12 protein-coding genes are annotated in these 17013 nt (G+C 40.6%); 6 read left to right on the top strand and 6 right to left on the bottom strand.

Going from position 1 to position 17013, the window contains the following annotated elements; genetic code table 11:
* Positions 1 to 7: 7 nt before the first annotated feature.
* The 4 genes from tamB to rraB all read right to left on the bottom strand — a co-directional run bounded on the left by tamB (position 8) and on the right by rraB (position 6926).
* The gene (gene tamB, locus AC6H22_RS08245; protein WP_497515614.1) at positions 8 to 3904 is read right to left on the bottom strand and encodes an autotransporter assembly complex protein TamB; all 3897 of its coding nucleotides are present in this window, start codon (positions 3902 to 3904) and stop codon (positions 8 to 10) included.
* 9 nt (positions 3905 to 3913) lie between these two features.
* A complete protein-coding gene (gene tamA / locus AC6H22_RS08240; RefSeq protein ID WP_118817372.1) occupies positions 3914 to 5650 on the bottom strand; it encodes an autotransporter assembly complex protein TamA in 1737 nt (578 codons plus the stop codon).
* Positions 5651 to 5802: 152 nt separating this feature from the next.
* Entirely contained in the window at positions 5803 to 6423 is a 621-nt protein-coding gene (slyD, locus tag AC6H22_RS08235) for a peptidylprolyl isomerase (RefSeq protein ID WP_005627146.1), read from the bottom strand.
* A gap of 80 nt (positions 6424 to 6503) precedes the next feature.
* On the bottom strand, positions 6504 to 6926 hold the full coding sequence (rraB, locus tag AC6H22_RS08230; RefSeq protein WP_005627144.1) for a ribonuclease E inhibitor RraB: 423 nt from the start codon (positions 6924 to 6926) through the stop codon (positions 6504 to 6506).
* A 108-nt stretch (positions 6927 to 7034) separates the two neighbouring features.
* On the opposite strand from rraB, the gene truD reads away from it, so the two are divergent.
* The 6 genes from truD to mutS all read left to right on the top strand — a co-directional run bounded on the left by truD (position 7035) and on the right by mutS (position 13597).
* The gene (gene truD / locus AC6H22_RS08225) at positions 7035 to 8054 is read left to right on the top strand and encodes a tRNA pseudouridine(13) synthase TruD (protein WP_497515613.1); all 1020 of its coding nucleotides are present in this window, start codon (positions 7035 to 7037) and stop codon (positions 8052 to 8054) included.
* Between the two features lie 9 nt (positions 8055 to 8063).
* Complete coding sequence (gene surE, locus AC6H22_RS08220) at positions 8064 to 8804, top strand: 5'/3'-nucleotidase SurE (RefSeq protein WP_118817374.1); 741 nt, start codon at positions 8064 to 8066, stop codon at positions 8802 to 8804.
* 29 nt (positions 8805 to 8833) lie between these two features.
* Positions 8834 to 9412: a YqaA family protein gene (locus AC6H22_RS08215; RefSeq protein ID WP_005627138.1), complete on the top strand. Its 579-nt coding sequence runs from the start codon at positions 8834 to 8836 to the stop codon at positions 9410 to 9412.
* An 8-nt stretch (positions 9413 to 9420) separates the two neighbouring features.
* Positions 9421 to 9606 carry a hypothetical protein gene (locus AC6H22_RS08210; RefSeq protein ID WP_005627136.1) on the top strand — a complete coding sequence of 62 codons (186 nt, stop codon included), beginning with the start codon at positions 9421 to 9423 and terminating at the stop codon, positions 9604 to 9606.
* A 23-nt stretch (positions 9607 to 9629) separates the two neighbouring features.
* Positions 9630 to 10877, top strand: coding sequence for a murein hydrolase activator NlpD (gene nlpD / locus AC6H22_RS08205; protein WP_005627134.1), 1248 nt, complete (start codon positions 9630 to 9632; stop codon positions 10875 to 10877).
* 134 nt (positions 10878 to 11011) lie between these two features.
* Entirely contained in the window at positions 11012 to 13597 is a 2586-nt protein-coding gene (gene mutS / locus AC6H22_RS08200; protein ID WP_118817376.1) for a DNA mismatch repair protein MutS, read from the top strand.
* A 160-nt stretch (positions 13598 to 13757) separates the two neighbouring features.
* Here mutS and selB read toward each other — a convergent pair whose 3' ends face one another.
* On the bottom strand, positions 13758 to 15617 hold the full coding sequence (gene selB, locus AC6H22_RS08195; RefSeq protein ID WP_118817377.1) for a selenocysteine-specific translation elongation factor: 1860 nt from the start codon (positions 15615 to 15617) through the stop codon (positions 13758 to 13760).
* A complete protein-coding gene (gene selA / locus AC6H22_RS08190; protein WP_046953413.1) occupies positions 15614 to 16999 on the bottom strand; it encodes an L-seryl-tRNA(Sec) selenium transferase in 1386 nt (461 codons plus the stop codon). Before selA ends, selB begins: the two co-directional genes overlap by 4 nt.
* Positions 17000 to 17013 lie beyond the last annotated feature (14 nt).

The following is a 17013-nucleotide window of genomic DNA, read 5'->3' as shown; positions in this document are numbered from 1 at the left end:
AAAATTCCTAAAATTCAAATTGATAAAGTAAGTCAAACACTTGGTTTGTACTAGAAACGGATTGAAAATAAAGTTGTGGCATTAAGCGGTAACGTAAGGTTACCTCTGCCAAGCCATCAAATAAGCCTACACCATATTTTATTTGTAAGCGGTTGGTGAGGTTTCCGCTGACGGTCACTTTGGATTTATCACCCACACCCGATGTGCCAAGGTTTAAATCTTGGATACCAAAAGCCTCGCCAATACTTCCCACTAATTTACCGCTCTTTGAAAGTCCTAGGCCAAGCAACGCTGCTCCCACGGAACCACTAGAACCTGCCTCACCACTATTTTCTAATGAGCGACCCGTTAACAAATAAGAAAGTGCTTGATCTTGTGGTTTGCTTGGTTCACTGAAAATAGTGACTTCTGGGCTATCAGCTATTCCAATCACTCTCACTCCAGCAGTAATTTTACTGTCTTCCATTGCTTCAGGATTACGAATAGCCTCAATATTCAATGTAGGTTGTGTCGCTTGACCTGAAAAGCTAATAAGCCCTTTACGAATCAGTAAATCCTGTCCAAAAGAAGCATAGCGACCTTTAGTTAAATTAATCTGACCAAATAAACCTAAATTGCCTTTATCTTGTTTCACAGAAAGTAAACCATCAAGATTGGTTTTCAAACCATAGGCATCAAGGCTAACGTCTTTACCAATATTGATGCGTAAATCAGAACGAATATCCATTCCTGATTTTGTTTTTGCCGCAAATTCACGTTTAATCAGTTCTTCTTTGCTCTTATGAGGGCCATTTAAAATAACTTCATCTTCGCTCACTGGCTCAGCTGTGTCTGGTAATCTATCAATTCTAATTCGAGCCCAAGGAATATCCACCGTTCCGCTTAAATTCAATTCTTTCGGGTTCGCTTTTACCGTGATATTTGGACTGAAACGTAGTTTCGCCATAGAAGGAATATCCGCGTTGAAATTATTTGCCTGAGCATTTAATTCTGTTGTCCAATGTTCAATATTCGCCCAGTTTGCTCGGCCAGTTAAATTTAAACGACTATCGCTAGTTTCAATTTTTCCCTGTAAAGTGGAATTATTACCGTGGAAACGTACGGCAATATCACCATCAGTAATATTGACTGGCATAGATTTTAATTTGGTACGAATATTGCGAATATTGAAGTCACCATTTAATAATGGTTTCTCTAAATTCCCACCGAAACTCAACTTCGAGACTACCTCACCATTCACAGATTCACCGCTAGTAAGTAGTTGATTTGCGATCGACAAGTTTAGTCGTTCTATAGCAAGAGTTCCGCCAAGTTGACGATTTTTAGCCAGGTCATTTAAATGAATATCGCCAACAACTCTGCCTTGGTTATGCACATTAATGTCTGTTTTTAAAACCAAATTGTTATTTTGAATGTCGGCGTTAAGGGTTAATTTTGGAATATCCAATTTAAACGTACGGTAATCCAATTTTTGAGAGAAAGCTAAGTGATTGCCATCTACTTTGGCGCTAAATTGGAATGGTTTATCCGTAAACCAAGCGACATTACCTTGTGCCTGCAAGTTTCCTTTGAGGCTATCTTGTTCGATAAGTTTATTCACTAAATCCAAATTAACACGTTTAAATTGGAAAGGAATATTGCCTTGCTTGCCCGCATTGAACGCTTGTGGGAAACATAACTCTACATCTGTGTTTTGCCAGCAATGTGCGGCAATGTTCGTTTGTGTTTGTTTGTGATCGTAAGACACCGTAATAGCTTGGTTAGATTTTACATCACCAATAGGTGTATCAAATTTTGCTTGGGAAAGTGTGCCTTTCCACTGCTCCAAAGTGCGGTCAAAATGGCCGTTAATTTGTAAATTTGCGGCAACAGGCTCACCTTGGGATTTAAGCGTTAACAGATGATTTTGTTCATCACCAGATAAGGCGAGATCAAGTAAACGGAGTTTAACACTTTCACCATAATAAAGTTGCTCTGCCTTAATATTGAATTGTCCTTTAGCTAAAGGATCGCTTTTGATATTCCCTTTCGCGCTCGCTTTAGATAATTGGAAACCTTGCAAGTGTAAATTAGACGAGGTTAAGTCAAGATCAAGATTTGGACTGGTGAACTGACCAGAAATAGCCGCATGCCCTTTCACATTGCCGCTTAAATCAGACCATAAACCACGCAAATTCGGTGCATCAACATCTAATACAAAATCAGAATGGTCATCTAATACACCTCTTGCGTTAAGATGATTTTCACCATATCTAACCTGTAAATCAGGTACTGTTAGAAGTACATTTTGATTAAGTGTTGCGGAGCCTTTTAAACTGATGGGGTTTGAAGACAGTGTTCCATTTAAATCAGCTACAGGCAGTTCCACTTGCCAGCCTTGAGAACCTGCAAAACCACGCGAATGTAATTTGCCAGATAGTGTTGCAGACATGACAGGTACATAAAAACCGATATTCATTTTTTCTAAATCGGCTTGTATATCCCAGTTTGTACCCTCTTTCCAGTTTGCAGTCCCAACAAATTCACTTTTACCATCTAACGAAGCTATCCCAAATTTATTGACGGTTACTTCATAAAGTTTGCCGTCGGCATTAAGGTCCACTTTAGATGCGGGAATATAATCCATTCCATCTACGCCACCCTTAAGTTCAGCGTGATAATTCAGTAAATCCCCCGTGAGCTTAAGTGTCACATCATTAATTTTGAGTGGTGCCATTGTGTTTACAAAAGCGTATTGTCCTTTTGCCACATTTAATGTGAGGTTTAAGGGCATTTTGTCTTGTGCTAATTGCACTTCGCCATTCAGTTCAGCATCTAATACGCCTTTTGTTTTTAAAGAAAGTACGGTGGATTTTTTCAATGATCCCGAAAGCGTAAGATCCACATCGCTCTCTGGCAGAATTTCTTTTCCAGCAGATTTCAACGGTTTCAAATGGGATTTTAAAGTTAAATCTAGTGGCATATCGCCATCAAGTTGTAATTTACCCTGTGAATAAAGATTACCCAACGAGCTTTCTACCGCTAATTTTTGTAATTGCAGTTGGTTATCGACAGTATCCGCCTGTGCAATCAGGCTTGGGATTTCAATAGATTGAAGTGTTTCACCTTTTTCATTCACCGCTTGATAATGCCAGTTTTTGCTTTTAATCGCGGGGATGTGTAAATCAAAAGGAAGAATTATTTCTGATACATTGCCTAAAAAAGCAGGTGTTAAAGATTGCTCAATCGCATCCCAATCTACAGGCTTATTCGGTTGTTCTGCTTGCGGCTCTGATTTAACTTCAGGCAATTTTTTTGAAATAACTGAAATATCGTTAATTTCAGTCGGCGCAAGAGTTAAGCCTTTTTCATTATTTAAACTTACCGCACTTTTAAAATGACTGAGAGTAAGATTAGTCTGATCAACATTTACAGATAAATCTTGCACTACCAAATTTTCTGCATTAATACCAATTGGCAAGGAAATGCGTTTCATCGGGCCAGACTTTGAATCATCAGGCGTTGATGGAGGCAGTGATGCTGTATTAATCGCAATCGTTGGTTTATTTAAAGTGAAATCACGTAAACAAACCTCACGTGAAAGCAAACAACCGAAATCAAGCTGTAAACGTGCTTGTGCAATATGAGTATCAATCCCAGCGGTTTGATAACGAACATTATTCAGCACTAAGCCATTTTGTAATCCGCCTTCAATTTGCTCAACGAAAAAACTATCGAGCATTTTATCGGCAAGTTGAATTAAACCTCTTTGCCCCGCATCGAAAGAAAGTGCCCCAGCAACACCTAAAACAGGCACCAAAATGACCGCACTTCCGATACAAACCGCCTTGCGTACCCAGTGTTTTTTATTAGACTGCTCAGGTGATTTTGGTGAAGTTTCTGATGGTTGTAGTTGTTCTGTCATAAATTCACCTTAAATTTCTGTACCAAGCCCGATGTAAAATTGAATATTTTTGCTGTTATCTTTATCACGAATCGGGGTAGCTATATCAAATTTAATTGCGCCCACTGGTGATGCCCAACGGACACCAACGCCTGCGCCATAACGTAATTCTTTAGTTGTGTAATCATTGGCTGCTAATCCACTATCTGCGAAGGTCGCCGCCCACCAATTCGGATAAACTTGATATTGATATTCTAAAGAACCCGCAAGTAATCGTGAGCCACCAACCAATTTTCCGTTTTTATTTTTAGGCGCAATTTTTTTATAGCCGTAACCGCGCACACTGCGATCGCCACCAGCAAAGAAACGAAGTGCGGGCGGAATTTTTTCAATATCCTTTGTATGTAAATACCCAACTTCTGCACGAGCAACGATACGGTGATTTTCCGCATAAGTACGAATCCATGCGCTAGAGGCTTGCACTTTTACGAAAGACGCTTCCGATAACCAAACTTTGTTACCCACATCAAAAGTAATTTTTTGTACGTCGCCCCAAGTTGCAAAAGAACCGCCACGTAATCGGGTGCGAGTAAATCCGACTGTTGGATAAAGGAGGAATGTTTTATCGGTTATATCGGCTTGTGTAAAACTGTCGTATCGCGCACGAAGTCCGCCAAAATATTGCCAGCCATGCGCGTTATTCCAATAACGTAACGCGGACAACGTAAGCGCTCTCGTATTGGTATCATTCTTTTTTTCACCTTCCCAACCAACAGAAAAATCGTAGTAGTAATTTAACGGATTTTTTAGCAGTGGCATTCGATAAGTTGCCTCTAAAGTTTGTTTTGGTGCTGAGAGATAAAGATTGGTACGGAAACTATGTCCACGGCTATTAATCCACGGTTTTGTCCAACCAATTTGAGTGTGCACGCCACCATCAGTTGCAAAGCCTACGCCTAGTTCCATCGCATTTTTTTTACGTGGATAAAGAATAATCTCCACATCTACAGTTTTGCTTTTATGATTAACATTAGGTTGAACTAATACTGAGCTAAACCAATTTGAAGATGAAAAATCGCTGGTTAAATCCGATAAGTTATTCATTAAATACGGATCACCAGGTTTGATGTTAAGAATATTATTTAAGTAATCATCACGAATTTGTGAATGGCTAAAAGTAATATTGCCATAATGATAACGAACGCCACTATCAAATAACATTCGCCACCATGCTTGATGGGTTTCTGGGCTAATTTCTAAACGTGAAATTTTAAATTCCCCATCAAAATATCCACGATTTAATGCTAAACGTGAGATCGCTGTTTTGTAATCATCGTAAGTTTGGTGTTCAACCAAAACACCTTCTTTCGGCAAGTTTTTACGTAACGCATCAAAATTTTCATCTTGTGCGGCTTCCCCTTCAATTTGCACATCAGTGCCCGCAATTTTTGTTGGCTCGCCAGGTGTAACATGAGCAATCAATAAATCACGTTTGCCTTGACGCTGTTTTCGTTCAAAACGCACGGAAGATTCATAATAACCAAACACACGCAAACCACGATCCACAGCTTGAGTGACTAAATGTTGATAGCGTTCAGACCCATCCATTTCTTCTTTGTTAATCAGATGAACATTGAGATCCGTATTACGAACAGCACGGAAACCACGGATGCCTTGAACTTCAATATCAACGGTTTGTTCAGCAAATGCGGGAAAGCAACTTAATGCTAAAAAAAGTGCGGTGAGTTTTAGCGATTTTTTCTTCATTTTAAGGGGCTAAAATTTTTTAAGTAAATTGCGCTATAGTCTACCGAGAAGTTCGTTAGGATCCAATATTTTCAGCGCATTTTGTCGGTTTTTTCATAAAAAAATACCGCACTTCATTACTAAAGTACGGTAATGTTTTCGGCTGTTTTTAATTAATGACCGCCGCAGCCACAGCTGCCGTGACCATGTCCGTGCCCGTGACCACCGCCGCAGCATCCGCTGTGCTCGTGATCATGGTCGTGATGGTGGTGATGACTGCCACAGCCACAACCGTGACCTTCTTCGTCATCATCGTGGTGGTGGCTATGCGCACCGTGAACGTGGCCGTGTGCAATTTCTTCTAACGTTGCTTCACGCGCTGCGACAACTTCAACGGTGAAGTGTAATTCTTGCCCCGCTAACATGTGATTTCCATCAACGACAACTTCATCGCCATCGATTTCAGTAATTACCACTGGAACTGGACCAATGTCAGTATCCGCTAAGAAACGCATGCCGACTTCAAGCTCATCAACACCTTGGAATACATCTTTTGGTACACGTTGAACCATATTTTCGCTGTACGCACCGTAACCTTCTTCAGGTTGTACACGCACTTCAAATTTGTCGCCTACTTCTTTGCCTTCAAGCGCTTTTTCAAGACCGATCACTAAATTATTGTGGCCTTGTAAATATTCTAGTGGTTGATTCGCTGGAGCTTCATCTACCAATACGCCATCTTGTGTGCGAACTTGGTAAGCAATGCTCACCACTACATTTTTTGCTACTTTCATTATGTTTTCCTTATAAAAAATCGGTTAAAAAAAGTCGTACCATTGTAGCGAAAATTATTCCGCGCGCAAGGCTTTACGAATTAATGCACACGAGGCTCTTCGACATCCTCATCATCAAAAAATTCCCCATCGTCACCGTATTCATCGTCATCGGCATTCGGATCTTCAAAATAGGTGCCCCAGCCATCATAAATGCCTTTATGTTTTTCTAATAACGGAAGGATTTCTTTTTGTTGCGCATCAATAATTTCCGCTTTTAATTCTACTTCACTGATAATGTCAAAACAGAAGATGGGGTTGCCATCATCATCTTCAAATTCTTCCGCTTCGGAAACTTCATAACCGGCTTTAAACGCATCTACGGCGATTTTTTCTAACAAATCAAAATCGTGATGAGCAATATGATGCTCAATAATATAAAGCGCATCCGGGTCACTACCATCGTTAAGTAAATCAGTGATAATTTCACGGGTTTCTGCTTGTAATTCAGCCAATTTTGACATAATAAAATCCTTCAACAAGAACAAAAGTGCGGTTATTTTAGTGGATAAATCACCAAAAGTCGCATAAAATTTCGCGCAATTATTTTCTATAAAAAAGAACCCTTAATCATGCTCGAACAACTCCCTTATTTGGCATTAAAAACTCCGCCAAAAACCACCGCACTTTTAAAGGCTGAATGTGCGGATTTTATTGTAAGAGAGCATTTAGGCTATGAAATGTCAAACGAAGGTGAGTTTGTTGCGTTGTATGTACGCAAAACAGATTGCAACACCTTATTTGTTGGCGAAAAATTAGCTAAATTTGCAGGTGTTTCTGAACGCAATATGGGATATGCGGGGTTGAAAGATCGTCGAGCGGTGACAGAACAATGGTTTTGTTTACAAATGCCAGGAATGGAAACGCCCGATTTCAGTCAATTTGAATTAGATGGCGTAGAGATTTTAACGGTTACTCGACACAACCGAAAAATTCGCACGGGTAGCCTTGAGGGAAATTATTTCGATATTTTATTACGCGGTGCAGAAGAATCTGATGAGCTTAAAGCGCGGTTAGATTTTGTGGCAAATTTTGGTTTCCCCAATTATTTTACGGAACAACGTTTTGGTCGAGATGGCCATAACCTCACGCAAGCATTGCGTTGGGCTCAAGGGGAAATCAAGGTAAAAGATCGAAAAAAACGCAGTTTTTATCTTTCTGCCGCGCGCAGTGAGATTTTTAATCTCGTTGTGGCTGCGCGTATTGCAAAGGGTGCAACAAATCAAGTTTTACCAAACGATATTGTGCAATTAGCCAGTTCGCACAGTTGGTTCAAAGCGGACGAAAAAGAAGACTTAAATGCCTTGCAAGTGCGGTTAGAAAATCAAGATATTTTACTCACCGCCCCTTTAATTGGCGAAGATGTGTTGGCCGCAAGCGATATTGAAAATGAAATCGTAAATCAACATTCAGTTTTCGATCCTTTAATGAAACAAGAGAGAATGAAGGCCGCACGTCGTCCATTATTAATGAAAGTAAAAGCGTTTTCTTGGGCATTTGAGCCAGAAGGCTTGCGTTTGAAATTTTATTTACCAGCAGGCAGTTATGCCACGGCATTGGTTCGTGAGTTAGTAAATTATACAGAAGCATAAGGAAGTACAATGCGAATTTTAGTCAGTAATGATGACGGTTTTCACGCGGAAGGCATTCAAGTTTTAGCAACAGAATTAAAAAAAATTGCAGAAGTCATTGTTGTTGCACCCGATCGTAATCGAAGTGCAGCATCAAGTTCACTCACATTAGTGGAGCCACTGCGCCCACGTCATTTAGACAGTGGCGATTATTGTGTGAATGGTACACCAGCAGATTGTGTACATTTAGCGTTAAATGGATTTTTATCTGGCCAAGTGGATTTAGTGGTATCGGGCATTAATGCAGGTTGCAATATGGGCGATGATACGATTTATTCTGGCACATTAGCCGCAGCCCTTGAAGGTCGCCATTTAGGGTTACCTGCTATTGCAGTTTCGTTAGATGGTCGTCAACATTATGAAACAGCAGCGCGAGTGGTGTGTGATCTCATTCCAAAATTACATCATCAATTATTAAATCCTCGTGAAATTATTAATATCAATGTGCCGGATTTGCCTTTTGAAGAATTAAAGGGTTACAAGGTATGTCGCTTGGGTTACCGTGCTTCGTCTGCAGAAGTCATTAAACAAAGAGATCCTCGTGATGAAACCATTTATTGGATTGGCCCTTCAGCATTACCCGAAGATGAAAGCAAGGGAACAGATTTCCATGCGGTGAAAAATGGTTATGTGTCTATCACGCCAATTCAGGCTGATCTTACTGCACATCATTCACTTTCGGCTTTACAAGATTGGTTAGAGCAGGAATAATGGCGCGTTTTACCAAATAGAGAAGAAATATGAAAATTTTCGGTACGATGTACGATAAAACTATGCAATGGTCAACGCATCGCTTTGCGACTTTTTGGCTCTCTTTTGTTAGTTTTATCGAGGCGATATTTTTTCCTATTCCACCTGATGTAATGTTGATCCCAATGTCAATGTCAAAGCCAAAAAGTGCGGTAAAATTTGCATTTTATACGGCAATTGCTTCTGTCATCGGTGGGGTTATCGGTTACGCAATTGGTTATTATGCAACGGACTGGGTGGAAAACATTGTACAACAATGGGGGTATGGTGCTCATTGGGAAAAAGCCATAAATTGGTTTGAGCAATGGGGCGTATTAGTTGTATTTGTGGCAGGTTTTAGCCCAATTCCTTACAAGGTGTTTACTCTCTGCTCTGGGGTAATGCAAATGGCATTTTTCCCTTTTGCCATCACCGCATTTGTTTCACGTTTAGCGCGTTTCTTGCTGGTGGCAAAATTAGCCGCATGGGGCGGTGAAAAATTCGCAGCAAAATTGCGAAAATCTATTGAAATTATAGGTTGGTCAGTCGTTGTGCTGGCTGTCATTGCTTACTTTATATTGAAAAACTAGGATAAAAAATGAATAAATTAGGTCTTATTTTAATGGCTGGATTCGTATTAGTTGGATGTACATCAGAACCAGTTAAAGATCCAGATGCGTTGCCAAACGGCATCATGCAACCAGTAGAAGGTACCGGCGCTGTTGCTGGCGGTAGCTTTATGCCAGAAATTCAAAAAAATACAATGCCAGCACAAACGAAATAATAAAGGAACAATAAGGAATTACTATGAAAAAATCGTTTCTCTTACTCCCTTTGAGTCTTGTTGTATTATCGGCTTGTACCTCTAATTCTCCTGCGCCAATTACCAATGCAGATAACACGCTTTCACCTGGTATTATGCAACCTGTAAATGGCGAGAGCACGGGCGGTTCTTGGCAACCTGAAATTCAAAAAAACACAGTACCAGCGATGGGTGGTGTACCAACAGGCGTGCAAACGCCACAGCCAAATTTCCAACCAACCTATCAACAGCCTGCCATGCCAGCAGCGCCAACACCAGCTCCAGCTCCAGCTGTGCAAACAAAAACAATCACTAAAACGGTTTCTGATTGCGTAGGTTCGCAACATATTAATGTTCCACGCAACCCAAATACCAATGCACCAGATTATAGCCAAATTGAAAAAGGCTCTTACAAAGGCAATACCTATAAAGTAAACAAAGGCGATACGATGTTCTTAATCGCTTACTTGGCGGGGATTGATGTAAAAGAATTAGCAGCATTGAACAACATGACTGAGCCTTATAGTTTGAGCCTAGGACAAACTTTAAAAATCTCTAATTGTGGTACAAAAACAGTGACAACAACGGTTCCAGTAAAACAACCTCCAGCAGCAACAGCAACAACTACTGCAGCTGCACCGACAGCGCCAGCAGAACCTGCTATCACCTATACGCCAGGTGCAAATGGTACGCAAATGGGATCTGATGGCACAATCATTGGCCCAATTAAATCTGGCGCAGGTGTAGCAAATGGCGCACCAGCAATGGTACCAGTCGCGACAACTCCTGTTATCCCTGCGACAACACCATCAGTACCAACAACACCAGTAGAGAACACCAATACACCGATTAATGCCAATGTTGTTGCGCCAATCGCATCAAATGTTGCATGGCAATGGCCGACTTCAGGTAATATCATTCAAGGTTTCTCCAATACTGATGGCGGAAATAAAGGGATTGATATTAGTGGTTCTCGTGGACAAGCTGTTAAAGCGGCTGCATCAGGTCGCGTCGTGTATGCTGGCAATGCTTTACGTGGTTACGGTAATTTAATCATCATCAAACATAATGATGATTTCTTAAGTGCTTATGCGCATAACGACAAAATTCTTGTAACCGATCAACAAGAAGTCAAAGCTGGTCAAGAAATCGCAAAAATGGGTAGCTCTGGTACAAATACTGTGAAACTCCACTTTGAAATTCGCTACAAAGGCAAATCAGTGGATCCAGCACGTTACCTCCCAAGACGTTAATCTTCCTCTAAAAAGAGCGGTGAAAAATCTCAACAAATTTTCACCGCTCTTTTTTATCTAGCTTTTTCCCCTTTCGGCACCTAAAATAGCCGCCACAAAACCTATCTTTATTCAGTTTCAAAGCAGGTAATTAGATGATTTTCGAAGAAAGTTTCCAACAACATACGCCAATGATGCAACAATATCTAAAACTCAAAGCAGAGAATCCAGATATTTTGTTGTTTTATCGCATGGGGGATTTTTACGAGTTGTTTTATGACGACGCGAAAAAAGCAGCGGCATTGTTGGATATTTCTTTGACGAAACGAGGTCAATCTGCTGGGCAACCAATTCCAATGGCGGGCGTGCCTTATCATGCGGTGGAAGGTTATTTAGCAAAATTGGTTCAGTTGGGCGAGCCTGTGGCTATTTGCGAACAAATTGGTGATCCTGCCACAAGCAAAGGGCCAGTGGAGCGTCAAATTGTGCGAATTGTTACACCTGGTACGGTGAGTGATGAGGCACTTTTGCCTGAACGCCAAGACAATCTGATTGCGGCGGTATATCAAGAAAAAGAAAAATTTGGATTAGCCACTTTAGATATGACCTCTGGCCGTTTTCAGCTTTGCGAACCTACGGATAAAGAAACATTGCGTGCTGAATTGCAACGTATTGCCCCCGTAGAATTGCTGTATTGTGAAGAATTTAACGAAATGGCAGCCATAGAACATTGCAAGGGATTACGTCGTCGCCCGATTTGGGAGTTTGAACTTAGCACTGCCATTACTTTACTAAATCGACAATTTGGCACAAAAGATTTACGCGCCTTTAGTGTGGAAAAATCCCCTCTAGGCTTAAGTGCGGCAGGTTGTTTATTGCAATATGCAAAAGAAACCCAACGTACCGCATTGCCACATATTCAAAGCATTAGTTTGATTCAAAATCAAGACTGCATTCAGTTAGATGCCGCCACGCGCAGAAATCTTGAATTGACGCAAAACCTTGCGGGTGGCACAGAAAATACGCTAGCGTCTGTATTGGATAAATGCGTCACGCCAATGGGCAGTCGCTTATTGAAACGTTGGATTCATCAGCCTATTCGTGATGTGGAAAAATTAAAACAACGCCAACAAGCGATTGCGGAAATTCTGAATTTTGATTTGGTTGATGAACTTCAGCCTTATTTGCAATTAGTCGGTGATATGGAGCGTATTTTAGCGCGTGTTGCGCTACGTTCAGCTCGTCCACGCGATCTCACTCGTTTGCGCACGGCGTTAGAACAAATTCCAGAATTACGCACGATTGTTCAACAAAAAACACCGCCATTTTTAACCGCACTTTTCAGCCAAATTGCCGATTTCAGCGAGCAATGTGATTTATTGCAACGTGCATTGATTGAAACGCCCCCGCTTTTAATTCGGGATGGTGGCGTGATTGCTGAAGGTTACTATGCCGAGTTGGACGAATGGCGTATGCTGTCTGATGGTGCAACTCAATATTTGGAAAACTTAGAAAAACGTGAACGTGAAAGCACAGGTATTGATACTTTAAAAATAGGTTTTAATGCAGTGCATGGTTATTACATTCAAATTAGCCAAGGCCAAGCGCATAAAGCACCCATTCATTATGTTCGTCGTCAAACCCTGAAAAACGCAGAGCGTTACATCATTCCTGAACTCAAAGAATATGAAGACAAAGTGCTGAAATCAAAAGGCGCAGCGTTAGCATTAGAAAAGCAACTTTACGATGAATTGTTTGATTTATTATTACCGCACTTAGGTTCATTACAACTGGCGAGCCTCGCACTTTCTGAATTAGATGTATTGGTCAATCTCGCCGAGCGCGCTGATACCCTCAATTACGTGATGCCAACATTCTGTGATGAAGTAAGTGTGAAAATTGAAAATGGTCGTCATCCTGTCGTGGAACAAGTGTTGAAAGATCCTTTTATCGCCAACCCAGTGGAACTCAATCATAATCGTCATTTATTAGTTATCACCGGGCCAAATATGGGCGGTAAAAGTACTTATATGCGCCAAACCGCATTAATTACATTGCTGGCGTATATCGGCAGCTTTGTGCCGGCAGACAGCGCGCGAATAGGACCGATTGATCGTATTTTCACTCGAATTGGTGCGTCTGATGATTTAGCTTCAGGGCGTTCAACCTTTATGGTGGAAATGACTGAAATGGCAAATATTCTTCATCAAGCCACTGCGCAAAGTCTCGTGCTTATTGATGAAATCGGTCGCGGCACATCCACTTATGATGGCTTATCCTTAGCTTGGGCTTGTGCAGAATGGTTAGCCAAAAAAATCCGCTCACTTACATTATTTGCCACCCATTATTTTGAATTAACCGCGTTGCCTGAACAGCTAGAAGGCATCGCCAATATTCATTTAGATGCCCTTGAGCATAACAACACCATCGCCTTTATGCATGCCGTACAAGATGGCGCAGCAAGTAAAAGTTATGGTTTGGCAGTAGCGGCTTTGGCAGGCGTGCCACAATCTGTTATTAAACTGGCAAAACAGAAATTGACACAATTAGAAAAAACATCAGGCCATTCAGCCGATCAGCAAATTCAGGCATTGCGTGAAGCCAATCACACTCAAGGTGAATTATTGTTTGAACAAGAAACGGATGCACTAAGAGAAGCTATTGAAAAACTGGATCCCGATGATTTAAGCCCTAAACAAGCCTTGGCATATTTGTATCAGTTAAAGAAAATGGTGGGGTAACATCTTACAAAAGTGCGGTAAATATTTTACCGCACTTTTTCTTTCCTTAAAGAAATTTTACAGAGTTATTTCGCTTAAATTCCATTAGATAATTCTTCTAGTTGTAATAAATATAGCATTAAATCCTGCTATCAAGCTATGTAATAACGCTCTTTAGACATCATAAATCAAAAACATTCTTATCGCGTAGAATATGGTCATTGCCTTTGCGACGCAAAAATCCCATTCGGTCGAAATATTCCATAAGTTGAACGGTAAGTTTACGCCCAAAATTCAATTTATCACGAACTTCATTTACTGATACTTTACCTTGTTCTTCCGCTATTTGTTTGATGAGTCTTGCATAAGCATAGATGGTTTCAGTTAAGAAAAATCTATCTTTTACGATTGGCGTGAGGTAACCCAGTTTTCCCGCTTTATACATAAAATTACGTATAATTGATTCATCAATAGCGAGTGCATTTGCCATATCGCGCACCCAAATAGCTTGACCGTTTGCTTTTTCAAACTCGTTTAATACATCTGTCCAACGTGATTTTTCTTCAGTATTAAGCTGAATTTTATGCGCTGGTAGATGAATCCAGCCACGCGTTTGTTGTAATCGACCATCATCAAGCATTTCATCGATAAAATGATGAATTAGATTTTCTGGCTGATTCAATGTTGCCATTCGATATAATCTGGCTTTGCTTACACCAAGTTGATCATTATGTTGCTCGTGATAGGTATTAAGCACGGTTAAAATTTGCTGCGTTTTTTCTTGTACGTAATTAGTATTAAAACACCAATCTTGATAACGTACGGCGTCCCGCTCAGCGAGTGCTTTATCTAATTGGAAGGAAGTCAGTTGTTCCGTCCACATTAATTGGCGTGCGGTTGTCGCATTATGTAGAAGGGTAAGTGCAATGCGTTGCGAAGCATTCTCTGCCAATGCTAAATTCGCTAGGAAATTTAACTGCACTTCAGTACGTTTATGACGTTTTGGCGAGTTTATTTCCAATACTCGTGCGCCGGCAATTAAGGTTTTTGTATCGCCACTGCGTAAAATAAGTTTGTCTCCAAAGGCCAAGAATAATGGTGAATCTAATATGATTTCAGCCAAAGTGCGGTCATTTTTAGCGGCATTTTTTCCCTGTAATAAGGTGAGCTTACCCGTAGTGCGACTCGCTCCGTGATAAATATGCACAGGTTGGCTTTCATTTAATGGTATTTCAGCCAAAATTTGTACACTGATGCGATCTGTTGGTGAGAGAGGTTCATCCTGCAATAACCAATCGCCTCGTTTCATTGGCGTGCGGTCTAAATCAGCATTTAAATTTAACGCTAAACGTTGACCCGCAATACCTTGTTCGCTTGATGTATTTTGTGCGTGAATCGCTTTTACACGAACTTTCTGTCCAGAGGAAAGGTAAAGTTCATCGTTAACTTTCACTGTTCCTGAAAAGGCTGTTCCTGTCACGACGGTACCCGCCCCTTTTACGCTGAATACTCGGTCTATTGCATAGCGGAAAGGTTTCTGGGTATCAGATAATTCAGGTAGATTAGCTAAGTAATGACGTAATTCATTAATTCCTTGCCCCGTTTCTGCTGAGGTAATGAAATAGTTGGCATCGCGTAAAAAACTGTAATCTTGTTTAATTGTTTGGATTAACGATTCAATTTGCTCTGGATTTGTACGATCTGCTTTTGTGATGACAACAATAATTTCATGGAATTGAAGTTGGCGTAAGATTGCTAAATGTTCTTTCGTTTGCGCTGCAATACCTTCATCCGAAGCCACAATTAACATTGCATAATTCACTCCACCTAAGCCTGCCAGCATATTTGACAAGAATTTCTCGTGCCCAGGTACATCAATAAAACCAAGCACTTTGTTTTCTAAAGGTAGATAGGCATACCCCAAATCAATGGTCATTCCGCGTTTTTTTTCTTCTGGTAAATGCGCGGTACTTGTGCCAGTTAATGCTTTTAATAATGCTGTTTTGCCGTGATCAACGTGACCTGAAGTAACAATAATCATAGTTCGTCCAATGTATTTAATAATGTTTCAATATCCACAAGGCTACGTAAATCTAGCCACATTTTTCCGTTTTCCATTCGCCCAATAATAGGTTGAGAAAGTTGTTTAAAACGAGCTAAAAGTGCGGAAAGTTTTGCGTTTGTTTTTTCTGCAATCGTAACAGCCACGGAAGGGATTTTTTCCATTGGTTGTGAGCCGCTACCGATTTGTGCTTGGCTATCTTCAATTTGAATCTCAAATTGTGAATTTAAGCGAGATTCTAACCGCTCTTTGAGACGCGTAGCATTTATTTTGAGTTGTTCTAATGGTTGCGTGAGTAATCGCAAGATTGGTAACTTTTCAGTTAATTTTTCAGGATTTAAATATAAACGTAATGTGGCTTCTAAGCCGGCTAAAATGACTTTATCGCAACGTAATGCACGCTTGAGTGGGTGTGCTTGTAATTGTTCGATCCATTCTTTTTTACCCACGATAATACCTGCTTGCACACCGCCAAGTAATTTATCGCCAGAGAAAGAGACCAAATCCACACCTTGTGCGACTTTTTCTTGCACGGTAGGTTCTTTTGGCAAGCCATATTGGCTTAAATCAACTAATGCGCCGCTGCCTAAATCAGTTACTACGGGTACATTCATTTCTCTCCCCAGTTCTGCGAGTTCTTCTTCTGAAACTGAAGAGGTAAAACCACAAATTTGATAATTGCTGCTATGCACTTTCATTAAAAAAGCCGTATTTTCAGTGATAGCATTACGATAATCTTTCAGGTGAGTACGATTAGTGGTGCCCACTTCCACTAAATGGCATCCAGCTTGTTCCATTATATCTGGAATACGAAATGCACCGCCGATTTCAATTAATTCGCCACGAGAAATAATTACTTCTTTACCTTGAGCAAAAGTCGCCAGAATTAACAATACCGCAGCGGCGTTGTTATTCACTATACAGGCTGCTTCAGCACCTGTGAGTTTGCATAATAATTCGCTGATGTAATTATCGCGATGACTACGCTTGCCTTCATCTAAATCATATTCAAGCGAAACATTTTTTTGCATCGCAGAAAGCGCTGCCTGTTGTGCTGCTTCAGACCAAAGTGCCCGCCCAAGATTTGTGTGTAACACCGTACCAGTCAGATTATGCACCGCTTTGATTTGTACTTGGTTTTGTTTTTGTAGGCGAGAATGAATTTCTACAAAAGTGCGGTCAAAATTAGAAAAATATTCAGGAAGTTGATTATTTTTTTGAATAAATTGACGAGCTTGCGTTAATAATTCTCGACACGTTGCCACGACAGCAGTGTGACCAAATTCGGTAATAAGTTGTAAGCCTTGAGGTGTTTTGAGAATTTTGTCAACGGAAGGAAGTTGTTGAAAAAGTGCGGTCATTTTTGAATCCGTTT

This window comes from Haemophilus sp. THUN1690 (assembly GCF_059704375.1).
This window is presented reverse-complemented; position numbering and strand designations above follow the sequence as displayed.

Coding starts and splice junctions, on each gene's coding strand:
- surE (WP_118817374.1), top strand. CDS start 8,064: ATGCGAATTTTAGTCAGTAATGATGACGGTTTTCACGCGGAAGGCATT.
- AC6H22_RS08215 (WP_005627138.1), top strand. CDS start 8,834: ATGAAAATTTTCGGTACGATGTACGATAAAACTATGCAATGGTCAACG.
- tamB (WP_497515614.1), bottom strand. CDS start 3,904: ATGACAGAACAACTACAACCATCAGAAACTTCACCAAAATCACCTGAG.
- tamA (WP_118817372.1), bottom strand. CDS start 5,650: ATGAAGAAAAAATCGCTAAAACTCACCGCACTTTTTTTAGCATTAAGT.
- AC6H22_RS08210 (WP_005627136.1), top strand. CDS start 9,421: ATGAATAAATTAGGTCTTATTTTAATGGCTGGATTCGTATTAGTTGGA.
- rraB (WP_005627144.1), bottom strand. CDS start 6,926: ATGTCAAAATTGGCTGAATTACAAGCAGAAACCCGTGAAATTATCACT.
- mutS (WP_118817376.1), top strand. CDS start 11,012: ATGATTTTCGAAGAAAGTTTCCAACAACATACGCCAATGATGCAACAA.
- selA (WP_046953413.1), bottom strand. CDS start 16,999: ATGACCGCACTTTTTCAACAACTTCCTTCCGTTGACAAAATTCTCAAA.
- selB (WP_118817377.1), bottom strand. CDS start 15,617: ATGATTATTGTTACTTCAGGTCACGTTGATCACGGCAAAACAGCATTA.
- truD (WP_497515613.1), top strand. CDS start 7,035: ATGCTCGAACAACTCCCTTATTTGGCATTAAAAACTCCGCCAAAAACC.
- nlpD (WP_005627134.1), top strand. CDS start 9,630: ATGAAAAAATCGTTTCTCTTACTCCCTTTGAGTCTTGTTGTATTATCG.
- slyD (WP_005627146.1), bottom strand. CDS start 6,423: ATGAAAGTAGCAAAAAATGTAGTGGTGAGCATTGCTTACCAAGTTCGC.